The sequence below is a fragment of the Chitinophaga sp. RCC_12 genome (assembly GCF_041360695.1).
Lineage (GTDB): Bacteria > Bacteroidota > Bacteroidia > Chitinophagales > Chitinophagaceae > Chitinophaga.
On record NZ_JBFUPS010000005.1, the window covers coordinates 220,170 to 240,557 of the forward strand.

General features: G+C 41.7%; 22 protein-coding genes. 8 read left to right on the forward strand and 14 right to left on the reverse strand.

Features of this window, described 5'->3' with window-relative positions; translation table 11 throughout:
• Nucleotides 1-76: 76 nt before the first annotated feature.
• From AB6805_RS16710 to AB6805_RS16740, 7 genes are all read right to left on the reverse strand, one after another.
• On the reverse strand, nt 77-1,036 hold the full coding sequence (locus tag AB6805_RS16710; RefSeq protein ID WP_370910577.1) for a helix-turn-helix domain-containing protein: 960 nt from the start codon (nt 1,034-1,036) through the stop codon (nt 77-79).
• Nucleotides 1,037-1,099: 63 nt separating this feature from the next.
• Nucleotides 1,100-1,846: an alpha/beta fold hydrolase gene (locus tag AB6805_RS16715; protein ID WP_370910578.1), complete on the reverse strand. Its 747-nt coding sequence runs from the start codon at nt 1,844-1,846 to the stop codon at nt 1,100-1,102.
• Nucleotides 1,847-1,956: 110 nt separating this feature from the next.
• On the reverse strand, nt 1,957-2,496 hold the full coding sequence (locus AB6805_RS16720; RefSeq protein WP_370910579.1) for a hypothetical protein: 540 nt from the start codon (nt 2,494-2,496) through the stop codon (nt 1,957-1,959).
• 14 nt (nt 2,497-2,510) lie between these two features.
• Nucleotides 2,511-2,957, reverse strand: coding sequence for an ester cyclase (locus AB6805_RS16725; protein WP_370910580.1), 447 nt, complete (start codon nt 2,955-2,957; stop codon nt 2,511-2,513).
• 60 nt (nt 2,958-3,017) lie between these two features.
• Nucleotides 3,018-3,692, reverse strand: coding sequence for a helix-turn-helix domain-containing protein (locus tag AB6805_RS16730; protein WP_370910581.1), 675 nt, complete (start codon nt 3,690-3,692; stop codon nt 3,018-3,020).
• A 54-nt stretch (nt 3,693-3,746) separates the two neighbouring features.
• On the reverse strand, nt 3,747-4,268 hold the full coding sequence (locus tag AB6805_RS16735) for a lipocalin-like domain-containing protein (protein ID WP_370910582.1): 522 nt from the start codon (nt 4,266-4,268) through the stop codon (nt 3,747-3,749).
• Between the two features lie 6 nt (nt 4,269-4,274).
• Nucleotides 4,275-4,841, reverse strand: coding sequence for a short chain dehydrogenase (locus tag AB6805_RS16740; RefSeq protein WP_370910583.1), 567 nt, complete (start codon nt 4,839-4,841; stop codon nt 4,275-4,277).
• A gap of 86 nt (nt 4,842-4,927) precedes the next feature.
• On the opposite strand from AB6805_RS16740, the gene AB6805_RS16745 reads away from it, so the two are divergent.
• Together AB6805_RS16745 and AB6805_RS16750 are read left to right on the forward strand one after the other, a co-directional pair.
• Nucleotides 4,928-5,773 (forward strand): AraC family transcriptional regulator, encoded by an 846-nt coding sequence (locus tag AB6805_RS16745; protein WP_370910584.1) that lies wholly within the window; start codon nt 4,928-4,930, stop codon nt 5,771-5,773.
• A gap of 10 nt (nt 5,774-5,783) precedes the next feature.
• The gene (locus AB6805_RS16750) at nt 5,784-6,866 is read left to right on the forward strand and encodes a serine hydrolase domain-containing protein (RefSeq protein WP_370910585.1); all 1,083 of its coding nucleotides are present in this window, start codon (nt 5,784-5,786) and stop codon (nt 6,864-6,866) included.
• Here AB6805_RS16750 and AB6805_RS16755 read toward each other — a convergent pair whose 3' ends face one another.
• Both AB6805_RS16755 and AB6805_RS16760 read right to left on the reverse strand, forming a co-directional pair.
• Nucleotides 6,867-7,682, reverse strand: coding sequence for a DUF4249 family protein (locus tag AB6805_RS16755; RefSeq protein ID WP_370910586.1), 816 nt, complete (start codon nt 7,680-7,682; stop codon nt 6,867-6,869).
• A 16-nt stretch (nt 7,683-7,698) separates the two neighbouring features.
• Entirely contained in the window at nt 7,699-10,071 is a 2,373-nt protein-coding gene (locus AB6805_RS16760; protein ID WP_370910587.1) for a TonB-dependent receptor domain-containing protein, read from the reverse strand.
• 244 nt (nt 10,072-10,315) lie between these two features.
• On the opposite strand from AB6805_RS16760, the gene AB6805_RS16765 reads away from it, so the two are divergent.
• Both AB6805_RS16765 and AB6805_RS16770 read left to right on the forward strand, forming a co-directional pair.
• Complete coding sequence (locus tag AB6805_RS16765; protein WP_370910588.1) at nt 10,316-11,323, forward strand: sensor histidine kinase; 1,008 nt, start codon at nt 10,316-10,318, stop codon at nt 11,321-11,323.
• Entirely contained in the window at nt 11,320-12,042 is a 723-nt protein-coding gene (locus AB6805_RS16770; RefSeq protein WP_370910589.1) for a LytR/AlgR family response regulator transcription factor, read from the forward strand. Before AB6805_RS16765 ends, AB6805_RS16770 begins: the two co-directional genes overlap by 4 nt.
• A 95-nt stretch (nt 12,043-12,137) precedes the next feature.
• On the opposite strand, the gene AB6805_RS16775 is transcribed toward AB6805_RS16770, so the two are convergent.
• On the reverse strand, nt 12,138-12,932 hold the full coding sequence (locus AB6805_RS16775; protein WP_370910590.1) for a hypothetical protein: 795 nt from the start codon (nt 12,930-12,932) through the stop codon (nt 12,138-12,140).
• A gap of 169 nt (nt 12,933-13,101) precedes the next feature.
• On the opposite strand from AB6805_RS16775, the gene AB6805_RS16780 reads away from it, so the two are divergent.
• Together AB6805_RS16780 and AB6805_RS16785 are read left to right on the forward strand one after the other, a co-directional pair.
• Nucleotides 13,102-13,566 carry a hypothetical protein gene (locus tag AB6805_RS16780; protein WP_370910591.1) on the forward strand — a complete coding sequence of 155 codons (465 nt, stop codon included), beginning with the start codon at nt 13,102-13,104 and terminating at the stop codon, nt 13,564-13,566.
• A 140-nt stretch (nt 13,567-13,706) separates the two neighbouring features.
• Nucleotides 13,707-14,438 (forward strand): DUF6000 family protein, encoded by a 732-nt coding sequence (locus AB6805_RS16785; protein WP_370910592.1) that lies wholly within the window; start codon nt 13,707-13,709, stop codon nt 14,436-14,438.
• Nucleotides 14,439-14,487: 49 nt separating this feature from the next.
• On the opposite strand, the gene AB6805_RS16790 is transcribed toward AB6805_RS16785, so the two are convergent.
• The 3 genes from AB6805_RS16790 to AB6805_RS16800 all read right to left on the reverse strand — a co-directional run bounded on the left by AB6805_RS16790 (nt 14,488) and on the right by AB6805_RS16800 (nt 16,741).
• A complete protein-coding gene (locus AB6805_RS16790) occupies nt 14,488-14,865 on the reverse strand; it encodes a hypothetical protein (RefSeq protein ID WP_370910593.1) in 378 nt (125 codons plus the stop codon).
• A gap of 68 nt (nt 14,866-14,933) precedes the next feature.
• Nucleotides 14,934-16,337 carry a hypothetical protein gene (locus AB6805_RS16795; protein ID WP_370910594.1) on the reverse strand — a complete coding sequence of 468 codons (1,404 nt, stop codon included), beginning with the start codon at nt 16,335-16,337 and terminating at the stop codon, nt 14,934-14,936.
• A 65-nt stretch (nt 16,338-16,402) separates the two neighbouring features.
• Complete coding sequence (locus AB6805_RS16800) at nt 16,403-16,741, reverse strand: hypothetical protein (RefSeq protein ID WP_370910595.1); 339 nt, start codon at nt 16,739-16,741, stop codon at nt 16,403-16,405.
• Nucleotides 16,742-17,053: 312 nt separating this feature from the next.
• Between AB6805_RS16800 and AB6805_RS16805 the strand changes: the two genes are divergently transcribed.
• Together AB6805_RS16805 and AB6805_RS16810 are read left to right on the forward strand one after the other, a co-directional pair.
• Nucleotides 17,054-18,118, forward strand: coding sequence for an HAD family hydrolase (locus AB6805_RS16805; RefSeq protein ID WP_370910596.1), 1,065 nt, complete (start codon nt 17,054-17,056; stop codon nt 18,116-18,118).
• A gap of 71 nt (nt 18,119-18,189) precedes the next feature.
• Nucleotides 18,190-19,365, forward strand: coding sequence for a porin (locus AB6805_RS16810; RefSeq protein ID WP_370910597.1), 1,176 nt, complete (start codon nt 18,190-18,192; stop codon nt 19,363-19,365).
• A gap of 35 nt (nt 19,366-19,400) precedes the next feature.
• Here the strand turns inward: AB6805_RS16810 and AB6805_RS16815 are convergent, their stop codons facing one another.
• Nucleotides 19,401-20,288: a hypothetical protein gene (locus tag AB6805_RS16815; protein WP_370910598.1), complete on the reverse strand. Its 888-nt coding sequence runs from the start codon at nt 20,286-20,288 to the stop codon at nt 19,401-19,403.
• Nucleotides 20,289-20,388 lie beyond the last annotated feature (100 nt).

Genomic DNA, 20,388 nt, shown 5'->3' on the forward strand with positions numbered 1-20,388 from the left:
AACCGTCTGCACCGGAATGCAAACGGTTCAAAATGCCTATATTTCGACGATGTTATTTCCGGATCAGTTTAGCTACTTAGTTTTTAGTATGAACTGTTGATCCTTCAGCGTCCGCGTTCCAGTTGAAGCTTGCCCTGAATGCTAAAGGCGACAAATTAGTCCTTAACTTGAACAGCCTGCTGAATGATTGCGGGTGTTCAAAACCCAATCCATAGGCAATTTCACTCACCGACAGATTCGTGGTGGACAGTTGCGCCTTTGCGTTTTCAATGAGCCTGTCCTGGAGGTAGTGTTGTGTGCTTTTGCCCGTCAGCACTTTCAGTAAGTTGCTGAGGTATCCGGCGGAGACATTCAATGAGGAGGCCACATATTTAACGGTGGGTATTCCTTCTGTAGATAGCCGGTCGCTGTTGAAGTATTCATTCAGTAAGGATTCCAAGCGGTCGAGGATCGTATGGCTGTATTTTTTGCGGGTAATGAACTGCCGCTGGTAAAATCGCTCCGCATATGTCAGAAGCAGTTCCAGCTGCGCAATGATCACAGGGTCGCTGAATTTGTCGATGTTATTCCGGTACTCCTGCGCCATGCCTTCCATGATGGCAAGGATCGACTTTTCTTCTTTATCCGACAGGAACAGGGCCTCATTCACAGCATAGTTAAAAAAGTCGTATTGCCTGATTTTCTTTGCCAACGTAGTTTTCCATAAGAAATCGGAATGGATGAGTAATACCCAGCCTGAGCGGTTGGTGTTTTCCGCTTCTTCAACACTCACTTCAAATACCTGGCCTGGCGCCATAAAAAAAAGTACGCCTTCCTCGAAATCACCCGACTGCTGCCCGTATTTCATGTTGCCTTTAAAATCCCTGTCGATAAGGATGGTATAAAAGTCGAACATGAAACCCATACTCGCTTTACAGGGTAGCTGTATAGACCCGTAATCGACAATGCTGATCAGCGGATGTTCCGGCTTGGGAAGCCCCATTACCTTATGGTATTCACTGATCGTTTTTATCCGGTGTATCACCCTGTTTTCCATATCCTAAGTTACTGATGTTTTATGATTGCCGCAGGCATATCCGGGGCCTTTCCCTGGGAGCTATTACTGTACGATCTCTTCCAGCTTTTTTACCAGGTTGTCCGGTTGCTCACGCATGGAGTAGTGTCCGCCTTCAAGGGTATAGATTTTCCATTTTCTTGCCCTGGCTTTCAATATTCCCATTTTATCGTGTGCCGGACTTCCCTTACCGTCTTTCGTCATCTGGAGAAAGGCCGTTGGAATCTTTTTGACCATGGGGTTGCTGATCTGCAGCGGTTCAGTAAAGGTATTCAATGGTTGTGGTACATCCATCGGTGGAGTAAGCTTTGTGGGACCGAAAGGATAAAGCACCATGCTGTCTTTGATATTACCCCTGGTCATTGGCTCCCAGAGGTCGCCACACACGTCTTTTGCACTTTCCCCGTTGTCAGGTACCATCGCATCCAGGTAAATCAGCTGTTGGATGCGGTCAGGCGCCTGCTCCGCCACGCCTGAAATGACCATGCCGCCATAGCTATGACCTACCAGGATGACATTGTGCAGGTTCTCGAACCTGATCACATTCAGTATATCATGGATGTAGGTGGTCAGGTTGATATCAGGGTTGGAGAGATGCACCTTTTCTCCAAGGCCTGTAAGTGTGGGCCGGTAAACGATGTCGCCATGTGCGCTTAAAATGGAATCCACCTTTGCGTAGTCCCAGCCACCGTCCCATGCACCGGGAACGAAGAGAAAAGTACGGGGATGGTGTTGCTGTCCATACGCGAAGGAAGAGAGGATCATGCTTAAAATAAAGATTAATTTTTTCATACAATGTTTGATTGAAATCTCTTGTTTGAGATGACAAAATTCCGGAATAGGCGGGTGCCGGACCTAACCGGATCTGCTTTAGTTGTAACAAAATATGAGGTTGGAGCGTATTACCCGGCAGCAGAGGGCTCATATTTCATCCGCAAGGGAAGCGCTCCAAGTATGATGGATACGGATATCGTTATGATGGAACCCTCCAGTTCAGGTTTTAAAGTCATTAAAAAAATAACCCCCAGGAAAATTGCTGTTCGCATTTTGATAGAAAACCACAGGGAATTATCGTTTATAAGTTTTTCTAACTCCTGCGAATGCGCATTATTCTCTTTCATTATTTTCCTGATTTTTTTCATTTTTCTCCCTGTTATGATGCCGCCAATCAAGCCTATGAGTATCAACCCCAAAAAACCAAATATAGCCCACCTGGCATCACCCCAAACGGAGAGCATCATATATATACCAGGAATCAGGAGCAGGAGCGCTCCTATATCGCCCATGATACCTATCCTGGAATAATAGAAAAGCGATTCCTTAATGCGGTCCATACTAGCTGTTTTCCTGAAATGGATGATGCAAAGCCACTCAATAGCAATGGCGGCACATACCATTAAAGCCCCTGTAATGTGTAAGAATAGCGCAATTTTATATAGCATGATATCTTGTGTTTTTAGTGTTGTTTTACGTTGGCTGATGAAGTGTCTTTTGCTTTTTCAAGTAGCCGGTGCAGATTTGTGACCACCCAGCGTTCTGCCAATTTATTGTTCTCCAGGCGGTAGATGGCAATACCCTCGAGTGTGATAAGCCTGCCTGTGGGAGCGATGTCAAGGAAGTTGCCTTGATGGGTCCCCAATAGCCTCCATCGCACTACTACCCGGTTCCCTTCTGCAATGAGGTCGTCTACTTCATAGCGGGCGTCCGGTAATACGGAGCGTATGACGGTTGAATAGTAAGTCCGGAATGCTTCCGGACCTGATGGGCTGCCTTCCGGCCAGTCGTGAGATATAAAATGAGGTGCAACAAACTCCTCCACCAGTGACATATTCCAGTTCACCAGGACCTCCTTGTACAGTCGTTGAACTATTGCCTTGTTAATGGCTGTTATTGTGTCAGTCATCTTTGTGCTGTTTAGACGCAAAGTTGGGACGACGCCGACAAGATAAATTGTATAATCCTGCTATTTTTTGGTGGCAAAAGATGGATAAATGCCAAACATTTTCTGAAATGTTTTAATAAAATGAGAGGAGTCGGCAAAACCGGAAGAGTAGGCGCACCTGGTGAGGGAGGAGCCTTCCAGTGCATGTTTTATAGCCATTTCAATCTTTTTCCATAAAATATACTGATTAATAGAGGTGCCTACTTCTTTCTTAAATAAGTGTGATAACCTGCTTTCAGATAAAAAAACTACTTCAGCAAGCCTGGCAATATTTATCCGGTCGGTTGCATAATTTGCTTTTATCCAGTCCAGGATTAGCTGCACCCGGCTGTCCATGTCATTTAAAGCCGGATGTTGATTTTCAGAAGCGAGTATATAGTTTTCCTTGAAAGGTTCAATTTCAACAGGATCAATTAGAATGTCTTCGTTATGGCTAAGGTAAGATTTCAGGATATTCTTCCCGGCATAAGACACAGGGTTTATAAAGTACAGCTGGCATTCACTGTTCAGGCAACTGAAAGTATGCGGCACATTTGAATTAATAATGGCAGATTGAATATTAGCATATCTGTGGGTATTGGTTGCAATAGTTAACTGCCCGGATAAGCTGAAAGCTACTTCGATAGGGAAATGGGCATGACGCTTTAATTGGTAATCCTTTTGTGAAAAACCGGCCACTCCGCTATTTAAATCCATATAGTTTATATGCATATTTCCTCTGTAAGTACCCGGGTAAGATATGATTATTTGTTAATTGATGGGTGGAAATGCCTGATTTTTTCTCCATACAACCTTTGCCACCGTAGCGCCTCCGCTCGTAGGGGTAGTCACGGTATATGTAAGAAGACTATCTTTCAATGAATAAGTACGTACTTGCGAAATTCCCTCCCAATTTGGATAAAAAGCATGTTGGATATTGAATACAATTACCTGTTTATTTTCATCAATAGTATAGGTTCCGAAATGAGAATTATTTCCCCGTACTAACGCCGCATTTTCTTCTGTGGTAGCTTTATCTTTATCATTGGCTAAAACTTTACTCCGGTTAGCTTTTAATATCTGGATGGCGTACTTTCCTTCTTTTGTAAAAACGAGCATTCCCACGGGATGTTCGCCATAAGGAGCAATTTTACTGCCGTCAGCGTTTATATTTTCAACGGAGATAAGTGACCAGGTGCCCCAAAATTGCTGCTGGTCCTTATAAATTGACATTTCTTGTCCCTGTACAAAAGAGAGAGACATCGTAAAAACGAGATATAGAATATGCTTCATTTCAAATTATTGTTTATGGTAACCTACTCTTATAATTTCCCCATTCACTTCAGTTTCAAGACATCTTACATAAGCCGCTATTAATTCATCCCCGCCAGTATCCGAAACTTTAGACGGGCTGATAACATTCAGTCTTATTCCCCTGGGCATTTCCTGCGCTGCCGCCATTACAAAGCTATTGATGGCTCCATTAACAAATGCCTTCCCCGATGAACCTTTAAGAGGAAAATCACCCATTTTCCCGGATATAAGCGTGATCGAACCATTATCCTTCAGATATTTCATACCGGAAAGTACTAAGTTAATCTGCGGCCATAACTTCTGCTCAATACCAACCATGAACTGCGCTTTATTCATCTCCGGCAGGGGACCTGTAACACTGTCGCCAGCCGTACAAATGACGGCATCAGTATCTGGCACTTGTTTAAACAAATTCTCCACGGCAGTTGGGGAAGAGATGTCAGCCATAATATCCCCGGTGTTTCTTCCCACAGTGATGACTTCATGCGCTTTCAGTGCCGCAGTAACCTTCTTGCCAATAGTGCCGCCCGCACCAATTATTAGAATTTTCATTTTATTATAATTTATATTAGCAAATGTATACAAGGGGATTGTTATTCTGGTTGTACATTATTACGCTAATTTTGTATTTTTACAACATGCCGGGAGAAACCTTACATCAACAATATGAAATCGAATGGAAGGAGTTACAGCGCTTCGAAAAACCTGTAAAGCGCAATAATTTCTTTGAACTCATCTATATTATGGAAGGTACCGGCGTACAGTTTGTCAATAACCACCAGTTTAATTACCGCAAAGGAAATTTATTTTTATTAACCCCAAAGGATAGTTACTCTTTTGATATTGACCAGAAGACCAGTTTCTTTTTTCTAAGATTTAATGAATCATATATCAGGGAAAAATCGGGTAAGGATCAGGATACGGTGACGCATGTAACATACATTTTACAAAATGCCAGTCACAGGCCCGGGTGTATCTTAAAAAATAAAACGGATAAACCTTTTATTTTTTCACTGGTAAATGCGATCCTTGATGAACATACCAGGCAACAGATCTACTATACCCGTATTTCAGAACAGGTTATCAGCACCATCATTACGGTTGTAGCAAGAAATATTGCCTTAAAATTGCCCAAGAATATAAAGGAGAATACAGGTGAGCCTATTTTGGAAATATTGAATTATATACAGGTAAACATTTTTGAACCGGAGAAACTTAGAACGGAGAATTTAAGCCGTCATTTTAATATTTCAACAAATTACCTGGGCAGGTATTTCAAAAAGCAAACCGGAGAAACACTTCAGAGCTATATTACGCATTACAAAATCAGGTTAGTGGAAACCAGGCTATTACATAGTGATATGCGCATGAGTGAAATTGCCTATGAACTTAGCTTTACGGACGAAAGTCATTTAAACCGTATTTTTAAAAGATACAATGGAGTAAGTCCTACGGCGTTTAAGAAAACAGGAAAGAAAGTATAACAAAATAGCCATGAAAAAAACCGGGATCATCATCACTTTTTTTTTGGTATACCTCAACAGTTCAGCACAAGTGTTGAACGACAATCCCTTAAAAACCCAACTGGATTCTGCCGTGGATCGTTCGGCAAAATTATATTTAAGTAAAACAGGGAGGGTAGGTATATCCATCGGGGTAATATATCATCAGCGTGATTATCGTTATAACTATGGGCAAACGGCTCCAAAATCAGGAGCGCTGACACGGTCCAACTCAATTTATGAGATAGGATCTATCACTAAAACATTTACGGGCCTGCTGGTAGCACATGCAATCGGCGAAGGAAAAATGAAACTGGATGAAGACATCCGGAAGTACCTGCCTGGAAATTTCCCCACACTTCAATATCCATCGGGCGAACCGGTGCGCGTGGGATATTTGCTTAGTCATACCGCCATGTTTCCCAATAGTTTTACAGACGGTGATATATCAGTTCCAATGACGGAAGCTTATTTCCTGGATCACCTGCAGCGAATCAAACTGGATAGTTTGAAGACGTTAAAATATGCATATTCCAACGTAGGCTACCAGTTATTGGGCTATGCACTGGAACATATTTACCAGGCCGACTTTGAAACGTTGATCAAACGCTACATAACCGGCCCGCTACACATGACAAATACATTTGTAAATCGTGCTGCTGCAAAACTTGATGGTTATACTGCCAGTGGCGAAAAAGCACAGCTGGTACAGGCTTCTTTTCCAGGCGCAGGAGGGCTACATTCCTGTATAGATGATATGCTGAAATATGCTGACTACCAACTTGCTGAAAAAGATGCTGCGGTAAAACTCACCCACCGGGTTATTTATGGTAACGTAGAGGAAGATGCTGTCGGCTTCCAATGGGCAATTGGCAGGACAAGGAATTGGGATTATTATATCAGGATAGATGGAGGTACTAACGGATTCCGGAGCTTTTGTTCACTATATCCAAATGAGCAGGCAGCTATTATCCTGCTTACTAATGAAAAAGACGACCAGGCAGGCGGTGACCTTTACCGGTTAACAACTGCGATACTAAAAACGCTGAAATCTGGCCATTTCCCCCCCAATTAATTACTTTATAGTATAATCCTTTACATCCACTTCCGATAATCTGAAATAGCCATAAGCGAAGTTTCCGGAATGGGTTTGATTGATGATATTTCCTCTCACCGAACCTGGTGTTGTTTGAAACGGGCCACTATTCGCCCCGGATGCGGTTAACAATTTCCTGAAATAATCATAATATCTCCTGGAGATTCCATACAGCCTGATGTTTATGCTGTCTCCGGTCTTTAGGTCTTCGTCAGAGAAATATTCCTGCATTAGTTTGCCCTGACTGTTCTCGTCATCTTCGGCCTTATAATCCGGGAATGTTGATACAGGGGAGAGAATGCGGTGCAGATAGTGATTTTCCTCATTGCCATTATCCTGGTAGTAGTAGGAGATTTCTATTTCATCGCCTCCAAATCCGCCGTCATTATTCTGTACAATATCATTTTCAATATCCGGCACACCTATACAAGTTTCGGTTGCGGTGTAAGTTTCTCCGTTTAAAACTACTTTTAAGGTATAAGCTTCCCCGATAACCGGATGGAAATTGGAGCAGATATATTCTCCCGTGCCTGGATTTTCCGTAAAGATAAAAACAGTATTTGCTGCATTTGTTATAATGATGTCCGCTCCCGAAACTGTAGGGAATGTCGCGCTGTAATAGCCGGTTGTGGTAGAGAGTTTTATTTTCTGCTCATTGCCCGTTGTACCCTTTACCCAATCGATGGAGGCGTCTATTACCAGTTTCGGTGCTGCTGTTGCTAAATCCACGTCCACTACTTTTGTGCAGGAAAGAAAGAAAAAAGAGACAATCAGGTAGCTAAGTATATTTTTCATTTTTATAGTATTAGCATTAAAATTTGAAATTGTAGGTTACCCCCGGAATGATGCTGAAGATTGATATCCTCTTTGCTTCGCTCAATCCTGTTTCCCTGTTTTGCTCGAACATAAGAGATGCGGCATTGCCTCTATTGTACACATTGTAAATACTGAATACCCACTCACCTTTCCACTTTTTTTTACTGTCAGGTTTTGGGGTGTAGGTGGCAGATAAATCCAAATGATGATAAGCCGGCAGCGAATTAGCATTTCGCTCTCCGTAATTCGCAATAGTAATATCCTGGTACTGATATTTGCCGATGGGGTAGGTGGCCGCTTTCCCCGTTTGGTAGGTAAAAATGCCGCCAAAGCTCCATTTTTTTGTGAATTGATAAGCGGCTGTAAGTGAAAGGTTATGCGTTTTATCATAATTGGCACGATACCACTCGCCGTTGTTAATGCCGGGTTCTTCATCGTTTCTTCCCGGTGTGCGCTGCTCTGCTTTAGAAAGTGTGTAAGAAAGCCAGCCTGTGAGTTTCCCGGTATTTTTCTTCAGCATCACCTCAAGTCCGTAAGCCCTTGCCTCCCCGTTTAGCAATACCTGCTCTATGGCTCTGTGGGCAATCAATTCGGCGCCGTCAATGTAATCTGCCTTGTTTTTTGTTTTCTTGTAAAAAGCTTCTGTTTCCAAAGAGTATCTTCCATTGCTAAGATTTCTGAAATAGCCTAATGCCACCTGGTCAAGAATCTCGGGTTTCAGATATTGGTCGCTGGGCGCCCAGATATCAAGTGGAGAAACGGACGCTGTATTGGAGATTAAATGGATATACTGGCTCATCCGGTTGTAACTCGCCTTGATGGATTGATCGTTATTGATGGCATAAGAAACAGCTAAACGGGGTTCTAAATTTCCAAAATCAATAATCTTTTTGTTTTTGTTGTAATGTGTTATACCGGTAGGCGTTCCTTCCTCATATATTTGTAACTGGGGATTAAAAATCACCGCCTGGTCATTGGCATAATTATTTACATTTTGTTCCCCCAACCGTTGGAAATAGCTATATCGCAGTCCATAATTCAATGATATTTTATCCGTTAGTTTTTGCTCGGCACTGATATACAGCGCATTTTCCCAGGCATACTTTTTTTCTATCTGGTCGGCATTGATAGGCGATTTCTCATCCATTGGTTTTATAGTACCGGGATTGAACTGGTAGTAGATGGAATTGAGGCCATAGTTCAAAATCAGCTTATCCGACAGGTGGTGGCTAAAATCGTACTTCAGGTTATAATTACGGATGTCCGATGTCCAATCAATGCCAACATATTTTATCTTCAGCCCATAGTCGTACTTACTGTAAATGACCGATGCATTGGAAAAGAATTTATTGGAGAAGATATGATTCCAACGGAGATTAATGAATGAGTTCGAATAATTGTTGCTGAAGAAATTGCTGAAATCCATTTTATCCTTGCCAAAATATCCTGAAAGGAAGATCCTGTTATTGTCATTGATCTTATAATTCAGTTTGGCATTCAGATCATAAAAAGAAACGGAATTGTCGTTGTTAGCCAGTTTCAGAAACAAATGAGCATAAGAAGTACGGCCGGCAACCACGAACGAGCCTTTATCTTTTACAAGGGGGCCTTCCACCAATAACCTGCTCGAAACTGCCCCGATTCCGCCCGTTACATGATATGCCTGATTATTCCCTTCTTTCTGATAAATATCCAGAACCGAGGAAGTGCGCCCACCGAAATTAGCAGGTATCCCGCCTTTATACAATTTCAGATCTTTAATTACATCGGCATTAAAAACGGAGAAGAACCCAAACAGGTGTGAAGTGTTGTAAATAACGGCTTCGTCCAGCAATACCAGGTTACCGTCGACCGATCCGCCCCTGACGTTGAAGCCTGTTGCCCCTTCCTGTGCATTGGATACCCCCGGAAGTTGCAGGATAGCTTTCAAAATATCTACCTCGCCCATAACTGCCGGCATCTTTTTGATGGTGGAGATGGAGAGTTTGTTCACGCTCATTTCCGGTTTCCGGATGTTGCTGGCGGAATTATTGTATTTTATCACTACTTCATCTAGTGTTTTGGTTTTTTCAAGCATTGAGAAATTTTTCTTGACATTTCCTGTAAGCACGATATGTTCCTCAATATTCTCAAATCCCAGGCAGCTGATAACGATGGTATATTCTCCTTTGGGCAGGGTGATGGAATAAAAGCCATACGCATTGGTAATTGCTGAAACTTTTGCTTCAGGAATGAAGATGCTTGCGCCGATTATTGTTTCGGTGTTTGTTTTTATGGTGATGGTTCCACTCAATGTGACCTTCCCCTGTGAATAGGCCCCGAATGAAATGGTTATAAGCAGCAGCGTATAAATGGTTTTGTATCTCATCTTTTAAAAATCGATTTTAAGAATTGTAACATGGATACAAAACTATTCCTTTGGATAACGGCCTTTTTTTAATTATACCAAACGCGATATCTTTTATAGCAAACCTATGCCCGGGTACTACAAAATATATTTCTTGTTTTACGCGTTTTTATAATATGCTTTCGTATAAAAAGCGCTCACTTTCGTATAAAAGCGGGTCGGACCACCGCTTAAAATGTTAAGTTTGTTCTATACAATTTTATAAATGAATGATTTTACCCATCAACAGCTTATTAAAGAAAACGTACTTTTTCGTTTCCTGATTTCACCTGATCGCAGGATATTCCGGCATGTGTTGTTCATTGTTTCTATAGGTACGGTGTTGTATAACAGCAACTCCGTAATTGCCAGCCCGGTAACGATATTTCTGTATTTTATAATATTATTCTATGTAAATATGTACTTGCTGGTACCAAAGCTGTTGTTCAGGAATAAAAACATTGAATACTGCTTGTCCGTGATTGGGATCCTCTTTATAGTGGCTGTTTGTGGTCATTTTTTCAATCCGTTTAGCAAAGATAACGGGCTGAATATCCCACTGTTTTCCTTCCTTACCGTGCTACTGTTAGCGGCTTCCTCTTCCATAAAACTGTTTCAGAAGGGAATGATGGACAAACAATTGATCTACGAGCTGGAACAGTCGAAAACTTATGTAGAATTGGAACAATTGAAGAATCAGATCAACCCGCATTTTTTGTTTAATATGTTAAACAATGCGAATGTGCTGACAAAAAAGGATCCCGATAAAGCCTCGCAGGTGTTAGTGAAGCTGAGCGATTTACTTCGCTACCAGCTTTATGACAGCGCAAGAGAGAAGGTGCTGTTGACCTCGGATATTCATTTCCTGGAAGATTTTTTGAACCTGGAGAAAGTAAGGCGGGATAGTTTTGATTTCCTGATTTCAAAAGAAGGTGATTTGAGCGGTGTACAAATTCCTCCTTTGTTGTTCATTCCGTTTGTGGAAAATGCGGTGAAGCACAATAATGACGCAACAAAATCATCTTATGTAAACCTGTATTTCGATGTTAGAAACAATGAACTCTTCTTTAAATGCATTAACTCTAAGCCTGTGCTTAAATCCGGTAATAGTACAGGCGGATTGGGATTGACAAATGTCAGGCGGAGACTGGAACTTTTGTTCCCCGCAACACACAGTTTGAGTATTGAAGATGGCTCAGAAACCTATTGCGTAACTTTAACCATAAAGCTATGAATTGTATTATTATAGATGATGAACCATTGGCCAGGGAAGCTATTGAGATGTTGATTGACCAAACTGGTGATTTAGACTTAATCGGTTCGTTCAATAGCCCCGAAACCGCTGCCAATTTTATAGCAAGCAATGCTGTTGAATTGATCTTTCTCGACATACAAATGCCGGGCATTAACGGAATTGAGTTTGCCCGGACCATTCAAAAAGAGACATTTGTGATTTTTACAACCGCCTATTCTGAATTTGCTACCGACAGCTATGAAGTAGATGCGATTGACTACCTGATAAAACCCGTAAAACTGGAACGTTTTCAAAAGGCGGTTGAAAAGGCCCATACCTACTCCAAATTATTCAGGGCGGATTACGCCAACAACAATATTGAACAGGTAGCAGACGATTTTTTCTTTGTGAAAGCAGACAGGAGAATTTTTAAAGTCTATTTCAATAACATACTGTTTATTCAAGGTTTAAAAGATTATGTGGTGATGCACAGCGAGCATCAGAAAGTAATTACGGCGATGAATATCAAAACTATCTACGACCAATTACCAAAAGATATGTTTGTAAGAGTAAGCAAATCATATGTCATCAATGTTAAGCATATCGGATCTGTGGATAATAATACGGTGTACATAGGTACAAACGAAATCCCTATCGGAAGTATTTACAGGGATTTCTTTTTCAACGAATTTGTGACAAAGAAGATTGTGGGCAGGTGATTACTCAAGTGAGACGTGATAAGAGACGAAATGAGTATTTTTGAAAACAGGTATTATTGTATCATTGAAATAATATCTCATTTTAGTTTCAGCTGTCATGGTATGTTGGGATTGTACATTTCATCCGGCGTTACATTTTCTTTTATAATGGCATCGGCTGGAATGGTAAACAGCGAATCGGGTAGCTTTGCTTCAATGACTTCCTTAATGACCAGCACCGAAAATCCGCTGATTGGCTTGCCATCTTTGCCTGTTCCCGGTGATGGCGCCCAGAGTAAAGTAATAAAGGTGTTCGTACTGTCAGGGAAAAAGTAGTTGAGTGGCGACTGAACGGGATAGTGTCTTCTATTATACTGGAAAAATACCGAATCTTTTCCCGCAATCCCATAACCATAACCCGTAGCACAGGTATCGCTATTTTCATCCTGGTCGGTGTACAGTATGCAATTATTGTTTCTTTTGGGTGATAAAAGAGTCCTGAAAAATATGTCAAATCGGTGGTCTTCGATCCGGCTTCGGGAGATCATTTGCTTTCCCTTCTTTTTATAAAAGGTGTACGCTGTACCATTTTGGAAATCCAGTAAGTATTCCGGTTGAACCAGTTTTGCAATGAGAATAGTATGAAAAGAGGAGTTATCTTGCTTTTGGGCTGTTTGCGCTGAACTACCGTAGGCAAAGTCTTCTGGTTCTCTTTTCAATACCCTGGATCCTTTAATATAATAGGTATAATTTGTAAACAAACTTCGGGCAGTGTCAGGATGGGGTATATTCTTCTGCAGTACAAAATAGTGAGCAATTTTAACGATGCCTTCTCCAAAGTTATAGGCTTTTTGTGCAAAGCTGCTCAGATAGAGAAACAAAAAGGTACATGACAAAATATAGGGCTTCATATTACCGGGGTTGTTTATTGCGTCCTCAAAAATATCTGTTTAAAATTTTAAATTTTGATAGATATTAATCAAGTGTTGTAATATATTAACCGTTTTATTTAGTATCAGGTGCCTGTGGGTATCGCTTTTCTTGTTTTGGGAATCGGGATAAATATTTATTTTTACCATTATGGGACAATTAACAATAGAATTGGGGAGCTGTAAGCCCGTTTCAGGCTCTGATCATTTCTCGCATGTACACGGCCACTTACAGATTGTAATCGACGGGAAGACGGTACCCGCCATGGGATATTTTGGAGAGAAAGATGTGTGCCTGAATGAGTGGTTCAGTGTGTTGGGCACGATAGTCCGCAACTTTGAATCGGGAAAAGATACCGAATATACCTATGATGAAGGGGAGCAGGGGCAGCCAGCCTTTCAATTTGTGTTGATCAAGCCGAACGAGGTAGCCTTTTCCATTGTTGAATCAGCTATCTCTGGTGGAGGCGGCGGCAAAAAATGGCGCAACAAAACCTTTCCACTTTCTGATCTGAAAAAAGGGTATCAGAAAGTTGCCGAAAAGTTTTTGAAAGAAGTGGCAGCCAAAGCGCCGGCACAGTTGTCGCACTGGAAGAAGATTATCGGGAATGTATAATAGCATATTAGGTTTGAGAATTTGACCCTGATAAATTACACCGTACTTTGGTAGAAACCGATAATCGCAATATTGGGCGTATTGAATAATTATTGAATATGATTCTGTACATTTACGCCACATAATCTCAATCCTATACTATGAACGACCAGGATAAAATGATCCGGCTGCACACCGCCGGCGCTACCGTCAGGCATACTCACCCCTTCAATGAACTGCCTGCACATAAAAATCCAAAGGAACTCACCGCCAGCTTCCTTCAGGATTGGGTAACGCCGTATTACATGGAGATCAACCTGAAAACTGATCAAAGTTGGATCGCCGCCCTGGAGAAAGTAAAAGGAAAGATCACCCGGGAGATAACCCAGGAACTATTGGGCGACTTCAACTGGCGTACAAGATTGGTAGGCGCCTACTTTGCAGCCATTAAAGGGTATACGGAATTCATCGATATCATAGGTATTCATTTGCTGAAAAGTGAAGTGTGCTGCGTAGGACATATCTACGCCCTTACCCTTACTTATTTTAATACGGAGAAAAGCATCGGGTACCTGCATCAGTATCTGGATCATTACCTGACCACACCTTCCCTGTATTTTGATCAGCAAACAGTTATGGAAGCATTGCTGTATCTTGATCAGCAATATCAAACCCATCACTTTGCCAAACACCTGCCTGCCTGGGGAAAGTTAAATCTGGAAAGGGAGCGGATCAACAAAAAATCTGTTTCCGGTATTACCAGGATGCTGGAAATTGTAACCGGCAAAAGCCTCGGCGAAGAAAAAACGGAGGCGGCAGCCCCCAAAGAAGAAGTATTTAAAACAGATTTCTTCACAGGGCATATGGCCATCCTGGAGCGTTTAAAAGATTGAGAAAGAACTGGTAGACAAAGGAACCTAAAACTACATGGCAATTAACTGATCATCGTTTTATTTGCCAATAAATCATTAAGGCCAAACCCGACAATCCTAATATTATTAGCGCTATTAAATTCGACATTCCGGATTCATTTGGGAATAACACAAGCGTTGATCCTGCTAAAAATTTCATTTGAACGACTTCTCCAACATGATGCTCTTCACAATATTTTCCGCCTATCCTTTTTGTATAGAGCTTACTATTATAACTAACTGTCATGAAGTGCTTTATTCTCGTCCCCAAACAAGAGGTTGGTAATTTCTCTATTCTCATATTTACCAGTGCTCCATTTCGCGCTACTTTTAAGTCCTCAAAATTTGGCAACATTAAAAGAAGGGATGCAGTAAAAAGTACAAGACCGCACCAAAAATAAAATTTCATATTAATTAATTAGCTCAATAAATCGGCATTATGCGCTCCATTATATCACGCTGCCGGCTGCAAGTTTTTTATTTATTCTTTTTGTCCCGCTCATATTCTAATTCCTCCCGGGATTTTCCCGTATGCCATTCCCTTTTGCGCAGGCCATGGTCGTCTCTCAATTTATTCTCGGTAATATTATGCACGGTGGCTTCTTCCGGTATTCCTTCAATCGTATGCTTTTCATCTTTATTATGCCAATTGTCGCCAATAGTTTGAGACTTAAGATCTTTTCCTGTTACCCGAGAATTTAAAATATGGATCAGTTCATGTCCATAAATAATAAACCCGGGGGCAGGAATAGGGTGATGATCCTTATCTTCATTCACCATTTCACTATCTTTTATCCGTTCTCTTAACTCAACATCTTTTCCGGCAGGATCTGCGTTAGCAACGGAAGAATTATATTTATCCTTTTCTACTTCGCGGCTGCCAACCTGCTCCTCTAGCTCTCTTTTCCTGGACATAAGTTTAGTATATATTTCTGAATCAAAATAGGCATCCAAAGCATCCTCTTTTTCAGCGCGCTCAACGTTCTCCTTGTTTTGCTTTATTATCCCTTCCAATTCAGGTCCATATTGCTTTAGCTCCCTATTTATCTCATGCTTGCGATATACCCTTTCCTGTTTTTCCTTCCTGGATAGATTAGGCGCTTTGTTTTGTTTTATTTCAAGCGTTTGTTTTGTTTCGAGTAACCTTTTTAGCAATTCCGCTCCATTGGGCTGAGAAAGAAGTTTGGCATGCATCGCCCTTAATTCCTTCTTAAATTCAGGTGTGGCATCCTTATTTGTTTTTATGATACCTGTTTCATTACGCAGGGCGTTCCAATTTTGCTGGACCGTTTTCGTTTGTTCAGGCGTAAATTTAGCATCTTTGGGCAGCGGGAGATCTAAATTCATGCGATGAACATAATCAACTAGATTTAAATGTTCCTGTTGTAAGTGATCCAGTGCATCCAAAGCGCTGTTGTCAATATCCCCGTTATCAAATGCGTCCTGAACACGCTTGTATAAGCCTTTCTGCTCGTTTTCAATGCGCTCCATTTCTTTATTGGCATAGGATTGCTGATAATACTTGTATGCGCCTCCAGCCAAAGCTCCCATCCCTACCAAACCCAGACCAACGGGGCCTGTTAAAGCCGAAACGCCTAAATAAGCACCTAATCCGGCAGCTCCGGCCCCTGCCAATGCCCCTATGCCAGCTCCTTTTGCCATTTCCTTGTTCCTGTTCGTAAATTGCACGACATTACCGGCTGTTTTTGCCTGAGTAATAGCGTTGTTTTGATCTATTGAATGAGATAACAGTGCTTCATGTGCTAATTTACGCTGAAAGGGGTGGATGGATGGCCGCGAAATGCCTGATGAACTATGATGGTTTGCTGCTGCACGGGAAGGGGGGTGCGCAACATCAGTACGGTTATGATTATCAAACATTTGAGGGACCGGTTTTTATTGGGATACATTTTTGATTATCAATCCTAATATACGAAAAAGAATCATCATGCCTTTTGCCGGGAGCGCCTAATCTTTCCAATAAAATAATGAATTGCGAGGGCCAGTATAGTCCAGTAGAAAACAAACCCAATAACCAGGAATGGGGGTGGAGGATCCGGCAGATTCATAAGCGGAAGCATGGGGCCTGCCAAAACAATTTTGACAGGATACAGCATCGTGGATACTATGCTCTTCCAGCCAGTAAGTGATTCTGTGCTCATAAAAGACGCTCCGTTTTCAGGAATAAGCCGGACCACTGACCGAAGAATTACGTTGTAAATAAAAAGAAAGGCAAATCCACAAATGAGGAAGAGGGTAACAAATTTTTTTCTTGAAATTTTCATGATCCCGCCTTTTTTAAGTGAGAGAAATGCTTTGAATTACAAAGTAACTAAAAGTACTTTGTAATTCAAAGTGTTTTAACAGAAAATTTCATGATCAGGTAAAAATACCACGCGCTTAGGGGAAAATGTTTGATAGTTCATTAAGTTTTAAACAAAAAGTGATTATTAATGTTTAAATAGAACTGCTATCTCATAGCAACGCTATTCCCAGGCATACACAACCTTTAGCATTCATCCCACCTACTTAAGCATATTCATGGTTTAGCATCTTCTCAATTAAGGTTTTCAATGAACTAATTTAAAATAGAAACCATGAGTAGGAAGTTAATGTTATGGGCTTTTTTAGTCAAGATAATTTCATTTGCAGCAATCGTGATTTCCCTGTCAGTGCTGGTGTCATGTAAGAGCAAAACTGCCGGTACCAATGGAAAAATAGACTCTTTGAGTACGGAAGATCCATTGCCATCGTGGAACGATGGAGAAGTTAAAAAGGGGATCATTAGTTATGTGAATAATGTTACCAATGCTGCCGGCGCTGATTTTATTCCCGTAGCAGACAGAATTGCCACCTTTGATAATGATGGTACCCTGTGGGCTGAACAGCCTGTGTATTTCCAGTTTTTTTATGCGTTGGATAAAGCCAAATCTATGGCGCCGGCTCATCCTGACTGGAAAACCAAAGAGCCTTTCAAGTCTGTGTTAAGCAACGATATGACAGGCATTATGAAGCAGGGTGAAAAAGGTATTCTTCAGATTGTTGCCGGCACCCATGCAGGTATGAATACCACTGCGTTTGATTCATCTGTGCAGCAATGGATGGATACCGCTTTGCACCCGGTAAAGAAAGTACATTATACGCAGATGGTTTATCAGCCAATGCTGGAACTGATAAAGTATCTGCAGGATCACCAGTTTAAAACTTTTATTGTATCCGGTGGAGGTATAGATTTTATGAGGGCATGGGCGGAGAAAGTTTATGGTATCCCTAAAGATCAGATTGTTGGAAGCAGCATCAAAGCCAAATTTGATAATAATAATGGCAACCCGGTGATTGTGAAGCTGCCGGAACTGGATTTTATAGACGATCACGAAGGTAAGCCGGTGGGCATCCACAAATTTATAGGACGTAAACCCGTTTTCGCGTGCGGGAATTCGGATGGCGACCTGCAAATGCTGCAGTGGGCGGCATCAAACAAGTACCCTAACCTTGAACTGTATGTGCATCATACCGATGCAGAGCGGGAATGGGCGTACGACCGGCAGTCGTCTATTGGTAAATTGGATAAGGGACTGGACGAGGCCACACAAAGGAAATGGCTGGTGGCAGATATGAAAATTGACTGGAAAACTGTGTTTCCAGGGAAGAAGGGTGAATAGGTAGTGCCATTGGATCCGGATCAAAAGAGCAGCATATGTATTTCATTGCCCCTAACAGATTTCTTATCGCCATGATATTATTTTTCCCGAGCCTGGATAGTTTGGGGCAGGAGAACAGTATGGATACCGCTAATTATACCCCCGTAAAGTATGGTGAAAAAGGATTTGAATTCAGGACCAGGGATAATAAGTTCCTGTTACAAATACAAAGCAGGCTTCAATTCAGATTTGCCACACCAGAAGACCAGGACCCGGTTACATTCGATGACTTCAACGGTAAAAGGGCTGCGACATTCAGTATAAACAGGGCGCGTTTGAAAGTAGGGGGGCATGCGTTTAAACCCTGGTTGAAATATTACTGGGAATATGAATTGAGCCAATCAAATCTTCTTAATTATACTATTACAGTAGATAAATGGGAGTGGCTGAAATTCCAGGTAGGTCAATGGAAAGTTGAATACACCAGGGAAAGAAGGATCAGCAGCGGAGAGCAACAAATGGTGGACCGCTCGGTAATAAACCGGGCTTTTACGGTCGACAGGCAACAGGGAGCATCCATCTATGGCCATATTGAAGGTAGGGGACTGGTAAATTTTAACTATTGGGTGGCTGTTGCTACCGGAACAGGCCGGGGTAGCAGGGAAAATGATGATAATCACCTGATGTATTTCGGAAGAATACAATGGAATTTCTTAGGACCTTATTTGGATTTTGAAGGCAGCGACCTGGAAATCCATCAGCATCCTGCTGCTGAAATAGCCATATCCGGAATCACAAACAGAAGTCCATATACACGTTTTTCCCAGGCAGGAGGAGGATCTCTTGAAGGATATGAGAATGGGCTTCCCGGGCAATACCGTGTAAATCAGGCCAACATAGAAACCGCGTTTAAGTACAAAGGCTTTAGCTGGCAATCAGAATTTCACTGGAAGCAAGTCATAGACAAGGATGCCAATAATAAAACTGACAACCTTCATGGATATTATGTGGAGGCTGGTTTTTTCTTTCATCAATTAGTGAACTGGTGGCCGGAACCATTGGAAGTAGCGGCCCGTAACGCTGGTTATATGCCTAACAGGGAAGCCGATCAAACAAAGAAGCGGGAGACTTCTTTTGCTACCAACTGGTTTTTTAACGGGCATAAAAATAAAGTAACAGCTGAGGTAAGTTATTTCAATTACGACAAAACAGGTGGTGTGCCCGCTGATCAATGGCGGTTCAGGTTGCAATGGGATATCTCATTATAGTTATTGTTAATTCACTGGAACTTCTTGTTTCGCAACTACCACTTGCTTCTTCCAAATGTATAACTAACCGTAACAGACGGACCATTATATCCCCATTTAAAGTAACCGAGCAGCCTGTCTTTTTCTGCGTCGATACGGGCATTCAAACCGGTATAACCAACAGCTACATCCAGTCCTTTCACGGCCCGGTAGTTTACAGCTGCGGTATATGCAAGTATTCTTCCTTTATAGTCGTCTACCGTCAGCGCGAAGTAATCAACCTCGGCATTGATATACCATTTCTTTGCAAAGCTGTAGCCGCCCCATATGCCAAAGTCGGGGAGTGGTGCTGTGATACCAAAATTATCTTTTAAAGAAGCACCCACATTAGCGCCCACTACATTTATGCCAGCGTCCAAACCAACAATATGCGCGCCCACTAACAATCCTGCTTCAAATTTAGGGTTTATGAAAAAAGCATATCCATAGGAGAACCTATAGATGTCAGTGTTGAAAAATGCGTTTATACTCGTATTGATGTTATAGGTATTTTCACCGAAGGTAATGTCCTTCTGCAGCCTGTAATCAGAGTTCCTGGCTACCCTGTAATAGCTCAGATCAAATCTTGATCTCCTGCTGGCTCTCCATTGGAGATCAAGCAGGAAGGTGCCGGTATTTTTATTAAAACCCAGGTCGTCTTCAAAATCAATATCGGTGCCTATTCTACCATCTGTAGAGCCAACAGAAACGTCGGTATTGTTGATGGGGAAGAAGGCACCGGCAGAAACTTTGAATCGCTCCACATACCATGGTGGCGTGGGTTTGGTATGCTGCGATTGTGCCTGGAGTTGGAATGAACAGAAAATACAAACAAGTGTGATGTAGCAGATATTCCTTGCCCATATGCATATAGGCCGTCTTAACAGATGTCGGTTATTTTTCATTTTTTAACAGTTAATGAATGAGGGAAATAAAATCATCGTCTTCAAAATGCCTGGTAAAGTATATAACCCAATAATACAGATGATTGTTTTGATTTGAACA